Raw genomic sequence first — 12,318 nt, forward strand, 5'->3', positions numbered from 1 at the left:
AGATCCGTCAATCCTTTGATCGGCTTGCACGGCCGGTTCCGTCATGGAACCATCATCGGGGGCATTCCTTGGCTTTGGTCCAAGGATTGGGGAATGGCCGATACAAGGACCATCGACTATTGCCGACGCTCCACGAGCAAAGGGCAACGCCATGCGTGTGGATGTCATCGACAGTTTCGATGCTCTCGTTGAGCTGAGGGACAACTGGGATGCGGTCTACGCTGCTGACCCGGAGGCTCACTACTTCATGTCGTGGCCATGGATGGCGGGCTGGTTCAAGCGGCTTCGCTACCAATGGCTCGTCCTGGCCGCCAAGGAAGACGATTCAGCCGGCTATGTCGGTTTCTTCCCGCTTCAGCTCCGAACGGAACGAGCCAGGGACGGTGCGTTCCAAAACGAATTGCGGACGGGCGGCGGCTACTTCGCCGGATATGCCGGCTTCCTTTGCAAACCGGACGTTCAGGATGCCGTTGTCCGGGCCTTCGCCGAGCATACGAAGCGGTTGAACTGGGCCAAGCTGCATCTTGAGAACATCTTTGCATCGCCGCGGCGGCTGAATACGTTCCTCGAGCAATTTTCCGCGCCGGAATTCCTGACCGGCAAGATGAGGCGTCCCGACGACGGCGACGGCATCGACCACGACATCTATGTCTATGTGAACCTGCCGGACGACTGGGAAGACTTTCTCAATGACCGGCTTGGCGCGGCGACCCGCAAGACCGCGCGGCGGACGCTAAGGGCAATCGACGACGCATCCGAGTATCGCGTCACCAACGTGACCGCCGCAACGCTGGAGCGCGATCTGCAGACGCTACTCCGGTTCTGGGAAAGCCAGTGGGGCGCGAAACTGGCGGCGCGATATCACCCTGGCCTGCCGCAGGCGATGATCAACAACTTCCGTAACATGCTGCGCTGTGCCTTCGAGGACGATGCTCTCTATCTTCCAGTCCTATGGCGGGACGACAACCCGATCGGCGTGCAGGCCACCTTGATCGACCGGAAGAACGGGGCACTGATCGGGATGCTCAACGGGCGCGATCTCGCGGTCAAGAAGCCCGCGCCCGGCTTCGCGCTTCATCTCTACAGCATACGCTGGGCCATTCAGAACGGCTTTGCCGTCTATGATCTGCAGACCGGGGATTTCTCTTACAAATATGATTTCGGCGGGCTCGAGCGCCGAGTCGAATGCCTTCTCGTCAGCACGGCCAGCCGCCGCAATCTGCGCGACCGCCTGGAGAGCCGGAGCCTGCCGGTCGTGCTCGCGCGCGCCAAAGCGCTTCATCAGGCCGGCGATCTTGAAGCGGCTCTGCGTGGTTGCCGGCAGATCCTGGCTGCCGATCCGGCCCATGCCGAGGCGCTATCGCTGCTTCGACAACTGGATGCCGCGCGACAGGCTCTTCTGCCGCAAAAGCTCAGCGTTGCCGCCCGTTTGCACCAGGCCGGAAACCTGGCCGCGGCGGAAAAGATCTATCGCGAGATCTTGGACGTCGAACCCGGGCGCTTTGATGTGCGCTACCTCCTTGGCGTGATTTGCCTGCAGCAGCACCGTTATGGCGACGCGGAGCGGCAGGTCGGCCAGGCGATCGAGATCAATCCGAACATCGCTGCCGCGCACTACAATCGCGGCCTGGCGCTGATGAAGCTCGACCGAATAAAGGACGCGCTCACAAGCCTTGACGAATGCATCGCGCTGGAGCCGGGCCACAGCCAGGCCCTGGCGCTTCGAACCGAGGCGCTGAAAGCCATCGGGCGGATCCCTGCCTCGGTTGCTTGAAGCGCGTCGCGCTGAAATGGATTCCGGCGACTGCTTCAAAGTCTTTGTTTTGATGCATGACCGTCCTAGAACTGCGCACATTTCTGGGCGACATGCATTAGCAGGGAGCAACCAATCCGGACGAGATCCGCGGCCGCGGCTTATCTCGGGAACGAATTGTCGATAACGATCGACCAGATATCCTTGTTTATTTCTCTGATGTCCTCGATGGAACCGTGGATTCTTCTCATCTCCTCGTCATCGAGCGCTTCGATCTTTCCGTATTTGACCTCGTCCTTGCCGTCCACGATGCGCATCAGCTGCGTGCTTCCGTGGGTTCCGGCCTCGTCGAACGAATAGATGCAGTGGCTGTATTTGTTTCGCAACTTCGCCTGGCGGGTGAGCTTGCCGGTGACTGTCAGCACCGCCCGACGGCAGGCGGCCGGCGTCTTCGGGATTTTCGCCAGCCGCTCTACCAGCTCGATGCGCGCGCGGGTCGTGTTCAGCGTCAGGAAGATGATGATCGCCGTTTCCTTGTCGACCTTCGCAAGACCGGCAATCAGATAGATCAGCAGACTCTCGGTGTTGGTCCATGTGTAATTCAGTTGGCCAACGAGGAGCAGTATCTCCTGAAACCGAGGCATCATCGGCTCACGGCGAAGATTGGACGGACTGTGGCGAACCGGATCGTTCCAAGCCGCCGTGAAAGCTATCCTTGCGCGCATGAAACACCGCGGCCGCCTCGGTCCGGTTGTGAGCCCCAAGCTTGGTTATGATGTTGTGCAGATGGATCTTGACCGTGTGCTCCGACAAGCGAAGGGTCGCGGCTATGATCTTGTTCTGCAATCCGCGAGCGACCATTTCCAGGATCTGGAACTCACGGTCGGTCAGTTCGCCCATCTCCTCGAAACCCGACCGGTCCGGCCTTGGTTGTTCGGCAGGCGTCGAATGATCCGACGCCTTTTGCGAGAGGCTGCGTGCGTATGACTGGAACATCGCCAAGGGGAAATATTCGCCGCCGCGAAGCATAAGCCGGATGACCGAAAGCCAGACGTCCAGCTTCAAATCCATGGGCAGGACGCTGCGCACGATCTTTAGATCGAGAACGTCGTGCATTGAGACGGAAGCTCGGCTGTCGTGCTGCACCAGGACGATCGGCGCCGCCGGATGATGCCGCATCAGTTCGGCGGCATAGCCGTCGATCTTATGCAGGAGCTCGGTGTCGATAAGGACCAGACAGACGGGATGCTCGAACGGCGCGCAGGCCGCTTCGATGCTTGTAGCCTGCTCGACGACTATCGAGGGAAATTCCCTCTCGATGGCGTATACTAGACATTCTGGAAAGCTATCAGTAGAGGAAACAGTCAGGATAATTCTACGCGCCGCCCAACTCTCTCCGGCACCGCTACCTACGGTGCTGCGCACGTTAACTCTGGACATGGTTGCCACCCCACCCTAGACGAATACTGTCGGTTTAATTATTTCCCTTCTTCAAATTTTCGGGGGCCGCCACCCCGCAAACAGCTAGCCTTAACGACTTATACACCAAATTAGACCGGACTGATATAGTTCGGATGAGCTATAGCTAATTTCTCCGTCATCGCTGCCGACCGGAGACGTTCGACAGAGTCGCCTTCACCTGATCCGGGCAGGAATATCGGCATTCGCGCGGCCGGAGCACGTCTGGGCAGCGGTCCAGCCGAACGGGCTAGCCCGAACTGTCAGCTTACAATCACCGCCCTCTGGTTCCAGACTTTCCCGGGTTCCATGTGGGATTGGGGCATATCCAGGACTCTCCCGTTTGAACGACCGGATCCTTGGTGATCCGGCGCTCCCCCGGGTTTTGCCTTGGGACGGCCGCCTCTCCCGAAGTCAAAGGGAGGTACTCAAGCAAGTCATGACGAAATTCGGATTGCGGACCTCAGTCCCCTCGGTCCGGCAGTCCATTCACCGCATTAAACGCAACGTCCGCGTACAGCCCATAGCCGCGTAAGAGAAGAATGCGGTTCGGCAGTCGCGGCCTTCAAACAGAGGACACGACCATGTCTCTCGACCTCGACAAGAACAACATCAACGCATTCGGTTTGCAGATCGTCGACAGCGAATTCGATATCGGTGACGGCGGTGGCGAAAACGAAAACAAGAACTACAATACCAACGACGCCAAGAACGAGAACGAAAACGAGAACAAGGCCTCGAACGAGAACGAAAACAAGAGCGACAACGACAACTCGAACGAGAACAAGTCCTCGAACGAGAACGAAAACGAGAACAAGGCCTCGAACGAGAACAAGAACGAAAACTCGAACGAGTCCAAGAACGAAAACTCGAACGAGAACAAGAACGTCAACGAGACCAAGGTCGACGTCGACGTCGACGTTGGCGTCAAGCTCGAAGGTGAGCTCGGCAATTCCGACGATGATTTCGCCGATATCTATGCCAACGACGACATGAAGATCGACACCATGATCAACAATAAGGACGGCAACGTCACTTATGATCCTGGCGACGACGTCACCTTCAAGGACATCCTGAACAATTCGATGACCGGCGCCGGCACCAACACCGCGTCGATCATCAACCAGACCCTGAATATGTATGACAACGACAAGCTCGACAACGCGACCGTCAAGAACGACGCCGATTTCAAGCTTGATCTGAACGCCAAGGGCGGCCACTCCGAAGCCGGTGACGGCATCTCGGCAGGCGGTGGGACCGCGGACGGCGGCAGCGACGCCAAGGCCAATGGCGGCGAAGGCGGCAATGGCGGCGACGCCAAGTCCGACGACGTCGAAGCCGGCGACGGCAAGGGCGGCCTGGCTCTCAGCGCGGCTATCGGCGGCGACTCCAAGAGCGACAACAAGGCCGACGCGGGCGACGCCAAGGCCGGCGACGGCGATAGCGGCGACGCCAAGGGCGGCGAAGTCGACACAGGCGACGCCAAGGGCGGCTACGGCGACGGCGGCAACGCCAACGGTGGCGATGGCCTCGGCCTCGGTTTCGGCCTCGGACTGGGCCTCGGTGTCGGCGCTGCGGAAGCCGGCGATGCCAAGTCTGACGACGGCGGCGACGCCAAGTCGGATGCTGGCGACGCCAAGGCGGATGCTGGCGATGCCAAGGCCGATGGCGGCAATGGCGGCAATGGCGGTGATGGCGGCGACGTGACCGGCGGCGATGCCAAGTCGGACGGCGGCGATGGCCTCGATGTCGACGGAAAGCTGTCGCTGCTGAACTACGGTGAAGGCGGCGACGCCAAGAGCCTCGCCGGCGACGCCACCGGTGGTGGTGGCGGCGGCGGTGGCGGCGGTGGCGGCGGCGGCGCCGACGCTGATGGCGGCAATGCCAATTCGGATGGCGGCAACGCCAATTCGAACGGCGGCGACTCCGAATCGTACGGCGGTGACGCCCTCGGCGCAGGCTGGGGCGCTGGTACGGGCTCGGGCTCGGGCTCCGGCACCGGCGGCGCCGGCGGCACGGGCGGTGCTGGCACGGGCGGTGACGGATCCAGCGGTGACGGAACCGGCGGCGCGGCCACCAGTGGCGACGCTTACGGCGGCGACAGCCTCGGCGGCTTCGCAGCGGCCTTTGGTGGTGACGGTGGCCATGCGCTGAGCGGCGCCTGGGCTGACGGTACCGGCGGCGACGCCACCGGTGGATACACCGCTTCCGGCTACGGTGGTGCCGGCGGCGCTGGCGGCCAAGCCTTCAACGGTGACGGCGGCACCGGCGGCGACGCTGGGATGTGGGGCTCGCAGAATGGCGATGACGGCTACGTGACCGGCACGAGCCACTCTTCGGCCGACGGCCTGATCGACGTCAGCGCCTTCAATCAGCAGATCGTGATGGGCGCCAACCTTCAGGAAAACCTGGTCGACCAGACCGTGGTTGGCGGCGACTACCACAACACGCTGACTGGCGAGGACGCCGGCGACCATACCGGTACTTGATCGATGTCACACGACTGATTTCGTCACGAAATCAGACAGCTTGGGACTGCGCGGAGTTTCCGCGCAGTCCTTCCATCCGGGAGACATGCCGCCCCGACCGAGCGCGAATGATCTCAAGATACGGAGGCTACCGTGTACACGATGCAGCTGGACAACATGACCGAGGTCATCTCGCATTTCATCGGCATGTTCGAGATCTCGGTCGAGGAGGCACGGCAGCTAAAGACCTACGACGAGTTCAAAATTGCTGCGGCCACCAAGGAAGAAACTCCCGACCTTCCAAACACGAATGTCAACGTCAAGGCGCCTTATACCCTCGACGACTTCGATCCACACGTTCCGTATATGGGGGTCAAGCCGGACCTGGTGCTGAACACGGTCAGTTCGAGCTTCTGGTACACGCCGCCCGAAATCGTTCAGCACGGCCATCTGAGCCCCGGCCATCATCACTTCCATCTGCCGCATCTGCCGGCTTTCGGTGGCGGCATGGTCCTGCCAAACATCGAACCTCCAGGCGCGATCGCAGCCTACATCAACCAGGAAATCCGCCTGTCCGACAACGACTATGTCGGCGCCGGCGGACATGGGCTGATCTTCACGCCCGCGGCGGTCGACGACAGCAGCCATCTGGCCTCGCTGATGAACGCGGCGGCGGACGTGTCGCCGATCGACGATGTGACGTTGCTGGGCACTCCCGACGACATGGCGGCCGCGGTGGTGACCATGGGCGAACGCATCGCGGCCTACACCGAGGACCCGAGCGGCGAAGCGAACGTCTTCGTCCTGCACCCAGACGCGACTTCAGGCCCGATCTTGGGAACCTATGTCAACGGCCAGCTGGTCGACGATGCCGACGCGCCGAAGGCGGAGGACTACATCAATCTCCTCAAGGAACAGCACCAGGATGACGAGGTTGCCAGCGCTGGACCCGACAAGGACGACTACAACACGCCGCCGGATTCCTCCGACTTCATGTCGGGCTGGGGCAACGGCCTGCTCAGCCCATGCGTTGAATTGGACACCGGCACTAACACGCTGATCAATTCGGCCGTGCTGACCAACAACTGGACGACGACATCGGTCGTCGCCACTGTCGGCAACAGCTATGAAATCAATGCCATCATCCAGATCAACGCACGCTGCGACACGGATATCGTAAGCTCCTCCCTGAATGGGTGGAAGCTGGGCAACGCCCCCGACGAGGCCTTCAACATCGCCGCGTTCAAGCACATCGACCCGTCGTCCGGCAGCGTGGCACCAACCGCAGCGGACGGTTTCCCCGCCGCCTGGGTGGTGACGCAGGTCACCGGCGACCTCATCATCACGAACTGGATCCAGCAGTACTGCTTCATGACCGACAACGACACCACGGTTATGTCCTCGTCGGGTGTCAGGACCAGCGTGAGCACCGGCGACAACACGGCGATCAACGACGTGTCGCTGAACGAGCTCGGTCACTACTACGACCTGATCATCATCGGCGGAAACATCTACGACGCCAACATCATCCAGCAGATGAATTTCCTGATCGACAACGATCTCATCGGCGCGGTCGATGGTTTCCAGACTTCCGGAGAAGGCTCCTACTCGACCGCCGGCAACCTGCTCTGGAACGATGCGACGATCATCAATGTCGGCGGCCAGAACCACTATGAGGCCTTGCCGACGTCCTATCTTCAAGCGGCCCAGGACTTCGCGGCCGGCAAGGACGCCGGCCCTGGCGACATACTGAACGACCCAGCCTTCGCCGGTATCGGCGCCTTGCGGGTTCTCTACATCTCCGGCGACCTGCTCAACGTGCAGTATGTGTCGCAAACGAACGTGCTGGGCGACAGCGATCAGGTTGCCTTGGCGATGAACCAGTTCGTCGCCCATCCCGAGGCGGAATGGACTGTCACCACCGGCGGTAATCAGGTGGCGAACTTCGCGGGGATCATCGACGTCGACGGAACCGACAAGACCTATGTCGGCGGCGAGCACTATTCGCAGGAGATCCTGATCCAGGCCGACATCATCTCGAGCGATCCTGAACTCGGCGGACAGAATCCGGACGCGCTGGTCAACGAAGCGATCGCGTTCCTGGCCGACGATGCGGGCGCCGACGACACGCAGATGGACCATTTGATAGTCCCGACGCCGGATCATGTTCAGGCGGACGGCGTGCAAACAATATTGGGCTGATCCGGGAACCGGGGGATACAATGACCGATGATCGCGACCTGCCTTGGGACACGTTTGCCGAAGACCTAGAGGCGGCGATGCAGGAGGACGACCAGGGATCGTCGAGTTCCGCGGTGCCTCGCAAGACGCTTTCGAACGCCCTGCGGCAGCATGAGCAGGCGATCGACCGGACCATCAAGACAATCGACAATGCCGTCGGCCAGTTTTACGATGCAGTCCCCCATCGCGAGGTAAAGGCCGGTCAGGACCGACCTTTGCCGCAGGTCGACGGCCGGAGCGCAGTAACCAGTCAGCCGAAACCAGAGCAGGCCACAGCGCCCCTGCCTGCGCACCAGCCAGCGAGAACCCCTGCATCGACCAGCCCGGCTGGGCAGGCGGACGGGGGCGGCGTGGTCAGGCAAATCGTCACGCCTCCCACAACGACGAATCCACAGGTCAGCGAAGCGAAGGCGGCCGCGGCCGGCCCCATCAAAATCGCACCCGCCTTGCAGGAGGGGCGAACCGAGGAAAGAGCAAATCCAGTTCTGCAAACGACAGGCGGGCCACCGAACCTGCCCAACGAGATGCGCGCCAATGCAGTGCATCCTCCGGCTTCTTCCCCAGCACCCGTAGCCGCCGTTGACATACCGAACTTCATGGCGCAGCGACAACTGTGCAAGCCGGAGCCGGCTCCGCAGCCAAGTCAAAGTTCCATCCCCGGCACCACACGGGCGCGTTCGACTGTCGCACCTGAGCCGCTGCCGCCAACGCCAACATTCCAGACGCGACCGGCCGAGTGGCAGGGGCCAGCTTTGACGGCCAAGAAACCTGCTGCTCCGCCTTCAGCCGCCGTTGCAAAAGGTGAGCCGGTGGCCACCGAGCCTCCCGCGACGACAGCGCCGACGATCGACAAACTGAATGTCCCGGCGGACGCGGCGTCGCCGAGGCCACAGCCTGTGCCCCAACGGCCAGCCGAACCCACGCCCAAGCCGATGCCAGCGGCCGAAAGGCAGAATATCCAGGCCAATGCAGCGCCGCCGAGGCCACAGCCAGCGGCCCAACGGCCGGCCGAACCCACGCTCAAGCCAATGCCAGCGACCGAAAGGCAGAATATCCAGGCCAATGCAGCGCCGCCGAGGCCACAGCCTGCGGCCCAGCGGCCGGCCGAACCGCAGGCCAAGGTCGCGCCCGACGAACCAGCCAAGCCGTCGGTAACCGAGATGAAAGACGCGGCAAAGTCGCCCGGCATGATCACCATCGAAGGCGACACTGGTCCCATCAAGACGCAGCAAGGCGGATCTCCCCCAGGAGGTGTGGACGACAAGGGCCGGCGCGGCGGTGGTGGCGGCGGGGGTGGCGGCGCTTTCCACAAGCGCCTCGGCCCGGTCGATTTCGGCGCTTCGCTCAGGGCCGGATTGAGCGCGGTCAGGAAAAACCTGCTGATCGTCATGCTGTTCACGGTCGCCTGCAACATACTGGTCCTGGCGATCCCGATCTATCTGTTCCAGATCTCGGATCGCGTTCTCACCAGCCGTTCCCCCGACACGCTGGTGATGCTGACGGTGGTGATCGTCGGCGCGGTGATGCTGCAGGCGATGTTCGATGCGCTTCGCCGCTTCATCCTGATGCGCACGGCCGTCGAGATGGCGGCCCAATTGGGTGCGCCGATCCTCAGCGCGGCTGCCAGAGCCTCGCTTCACAGCAACGGCAAGGAGTACCAGGTCCTGGGCGACCTGCAGCAACTGAGGACCTTCCTGACCTCCGGCACGCTGCTGTCGTTCCTCGATGCGCCGATGGCTCCATTGATGGTGCTGGTGGTGTTTCTGATCCACCCGCATCAGGGCTTCATCGTCATGACCTCGGCGGTGCTGCTGTTGATCATCACGCTTCTCAACCAGCGCGCGACGGCCGCGACCTTCGGCGAGGCGAACGCGCACCAGAGCAAGGCCAACATCCATCTCGATTCGATGTCGCGCAACTCGCAGATCATCAACGCGCTGGCCATGATCCCCGAGGCCGTGAAGATCTGGGGCAAGGACACCGCAAACTCGCTCAGGGCGCAGGTGATCGCGCAAGACCGCAACATCGTCTTTGCCTCCATGTCGAAGGCCGTTCGGCTGCTGACCCAGGTGACGATGCTTGGCTGGGGCGCTCATTTGGCGATCGAAGGGCATCTCACCGGCGGCATGGTCATCGCCGCATCGATCATCGCCGGCCGGGCGCTCGGCCCGATCGAAGGCGCCATCGAGGGCTGGAACCACGTCGTGCATGCCCGCGCCGCCTATGGCCGGATCGCATCGCTGCTGCAATCGTCGCCGCTCAATTTCGAGCGGCTGAACCTGCCGCGTCCAGAGGGCCGCCTCGACGTCGAACGGCTCCTGTTCGTGCCCCAGGGAACGAAGCGGGTTGTGCTGAACGGCATCTCGTTCGCGCTCTCGCCGGGCGATTCGCTGGCCATCATCGGCAATTCGGGCGCCGGCAAGACGACCTTGGGCAAGATGCTGGTCGGGTCGATCCTGCCGACGTCAGGCAACGTACGGCTGGATCTGATGGATCTTCGCAACTGGGATCCACGCCAATTCGGCGAGAATATCGGCTATCTGCCCCAGGATGTTCAGCTGTTCCCGGCGTCGATCAAGGCCAACATCGCCCGTATGCGTGACGATGCGACCGACGCCGAGATCTACCAAGCGGCGGCGCTGGCCGACGTTCATGAGATGATCTCGACCTTGCCCCACGGCTACGAGACCTTCGTCGCCGCCGACGGAGCGCCGCTTTCCGGCGGGCAGAAGCAGCGCGTCGCGCTTGCGCGCGCGTTCTTCGGCAATCCCCGCCTGGTGGTGCTCGATGAGCCGAATTCGAATCTGGATTCGGCCGGAGACGCGGCACTGGAACGAGCCCTCCAGCACGCCAAGGAAAACAAGATAACGGTGATCACCATCACCCAGCGGCCATCGCTGCTGAAGAGCGTCGACAAGATACTGCTGCTCGTCAACGGCACCGTCGCCCTGTTCGGCATGCGACAGGAAGTGCTGCAGGCCCTTGCAAACCGGGGCTTGAGCATCGAAGGCGGCTCGTTCGGCCATCAGATCCAGTAGCGGGGCCGCAAAGATGACGACCGACATCGCAAAAGTTCACGACATAGAGTGGTATTCCGAGGTGCCGCGCTCGATCTGGAAGCAGACCGCATTTGGCGCGCTGTTGATCACGGTGGCCTTCGGCGGCTTCGGCACCTGGGCTTTCACGGCGCCGCTCGCGTCCGCCATCATCGCCCAGGGCAGCTTTGTCGCAACCGGGCAAAACAAGATCGTCCAGCATCTCGAAGGCGGCATCATCAAGGAAATCCTGGTCAATGAAGGCGACCATGTCAGCCTCGACCAGCCGTTGATAAAGCTCGACGAGACCGCCGCGCAGACCAACGAACGGCAATTGTTCCTGCGCAAGGCGCGGCTCGAAGCGATCGCGGCCCGGCTGAATGCCGAGGTGCAGGGCAGCGGCAAGATCCGATTTCCCGCGATCATCCTCGACAACCGGTTCGATCCAGAGGTCTCCCCGATCATGGAAAGCCAGCAGGCCAACTTCGAGGCCGCGGAACGAAAGCGCGACAGCGACATAGCGCTGTTCGACCAGAACAAGAAGGCCATGGAATTCCGCAACGAAGGCATCGAGGAGCAGATCTCGTCGGTGCGCCGGCAACTGCAATTCCTCAAGGAGGAATATCAGGGCAAGCAAAGGCTCCTCGAGCAGGGCCTGATCCGCGGCACCGAGGTAAAGGCGATCCAGCGCGCGATGGCCGACGCCGATGGCCAGATCGGCAAGATGGTGGCGGAAGTCGCCGAGAACCGCGAACAGATCGTCAGGTTCGAGCAGCAGATCACGCAGACCAAGGATACCTATCGCCAGGCGGCGCTCCAGGAACTGCAAAGCCTGGAGGCCGAACTGGACGCCGTGCGAGAAAAGTCGCGCGAGGCGGAGAACGTGCTTCGCCGCGTGACCATCAAGGCTCCCGAGCCCGGCACCATCATACGCATGTACTATCACACCGCCGGCGGCGTTATCGAGAGCGGCAAGGCGATCCTCGAGATCCTGCCCTCGGATGTGCCTCTCGTCATCGAGGCCCAGGTGCCCCGCACCGACATCGACAACATCAAGGTCGGGCAGAAAGCCTCGATCCGGCTGATCGCTCTCAATCGCCGCACGACGCCGGTTCTGGAGGGCGAAGTCTACTATGTCTCGGCAGATGCGTTGCCGGAGATGAGCGGCCCCACGCCCAAGGAGGTATATCTGGCGCGCGTGCGCGTGCCGGCGAGCGAACTGGCAAAGGTGCACGGTTTTACGCCGACCCCGGGTATGCCCGCCGAGATCCTCGTCGCGACGGAGTCGCGCACATTCTTCAGCTATCTGACGAAGCCGATCGCCGACAGCATGGCGAGAGCCTTCATGGAACAGTGAGACCTA

General features: G+C 62.0%; 7 protein-coding genes. 5 read left to right on the forward strand and 2 right to left on the reverse strand.

Features of this window, described 5'->3' with window-relative positions; genetic code table 11:
• Positions 1 to 151: 151 nt before the first annotated feature.
• Positions 152 to 1,774: a GNAT family N-acetyltransferase gene (locus tag P9217_RS02430; protein WP_278086963.1), complete on the forward strand. Its 1,623-nt coding sequence runs from the start codon at positions 152 to 154 to the stop codon at positions 1,772 to 1,774.
• Between the two features lie 140 nt (positions 1,775 to 1,914).
• Here P9217_RS02430 and P9217_RS02435 read toward each other — a convergent pair whose 3' ends face one another.
• Positions 1,915 to 2,397: a hypothetical protein gene (locus P9217_RS02435; protein ID WP_067001392.1), complete on the reverse strand. Its 483-nt coding sequence runs from the start codon at positions 2,395 to 2,397 to the stop codon at positions 1,915 to 1,917.
• Between the two features lie 7 nt (positions 2,398 to 2,404).
• Positions 2,405 to 3,193: a response regulator transcription factor gene (locus P9217_RS02440; protein WP_245433401.1), complete on the reverse strand. Its 789-nt coding sequence runs from the start codon at positions 3,191 to 3,193 to the stop codon at positions 2,405 to 2,407.
• A 602-nt stretch (positions 3,194 to 3,795) separates the two neighbouring features.
• Here P9217_RS02440 and P9217_RS02445 point away from each other — a divergent pair.
• The 4 genes from P9217_RS02445 (at position 3,796) to P9217_RS02460 (ending at position 12,312) form a co-directional block, all read left to right on the forward strand.
• On the forward strand, positions 3,796 to 5,700 hold the full coding sequence (locus P9217_RS02445; RefSeq protein ID WP_095784224.1) for a hypothetical protein: 1,905 nt from the start codon (positions 3,796 to 3,798) through the stop codon (positions 5,698 to 5,700).
• A gap of 132 nt (positions 5,701 to 5,832) precedes the next feature.
• Positions 5,833 to 7,881: a type I secretion protein gene (locus tag P9217_RS02450; RefSeq protein ID WP_278086729.1), complete on the forward strand. Its 2,049-nt coding sequence runs from the start codon at positions 5,833 to 5,835 to the stop codon at positions 7,879 to 7,881.
• Positions 7,882 to 8,729: 848 nt separating this feature from the next.
• Positions 8,730 to 10,958, forward strand: coding sequence for a type I secretion system permease/ATPase (locus P9217_RS02455; protein WP_278086728.1), 2,229 nt, complete (start codon positions 8,730 to 8,732; stop codon positions 10,956 to 10,958).
• A gap of 13 nt (positions 10,959 to 10,971) precedes the next feature.
• On the forward strand, positions 10,972 to 12,312 hold the full coding sequence (locus P9217_RS02460; protein WP_095802881.1) for an HlyD family type I secretion periplasmic adaptor subunit: 1,341 nt from the start codon (positions 10,972 to 10,974) through the stop codon (positions 12,310 to 12,312).
• Positions 12,313 to 12,318: the final 6 nt, after the last annotated feature.

The organism is Mesorhizobium sp. WSM4989 (assembly GCF_029625795.1).
Classification (GTDB): Bacteria; Pseudomonadota; Alphaproteobacteria; order Rhizobiales; family Rhizobiaceae; genus Mesorhizobium.

Excerpts from the sequence above, each read along its gene's own strand:
- P9217_RS02430 (WP_278086963.1), top strand. The coding sequence starts at position 152 with ATGCGTGTGGATGTCATCGACAGTTTCGATGCTCTCGTTGAGCTGAGG.
- P9217_RS02460 (WP_095802881.1), top strand. The coding sequence starts at position 10,972 with ATGACGACCGACATCGCAAAAGTTCACGACATAGAGTGGTATTCCGAG.
- P9217_RS02435 (WP_067001392.1), bottom strand. The coding sequence starts at position 2,397 with ATGCCTCGGTTTCAGGAGATACTGCTCCTCGTTGGCCAACTGAATTAC.
- P9217_RS02440 (WP_245433401.1), bottom strand. The coding sequence starts at position 3,193 with ATGTCCAGAGTTAACGTGCGCAGCACCGTAGGTAGCGGTGCCGGAGAG.
- P9217_RS02445 (WP_095784224.1), top strand. The coding sequence starts at position 3,796 with ATGTCTCTCGACCTCGACAAGAACAACATCAACGCATTCGGTTTGCAG.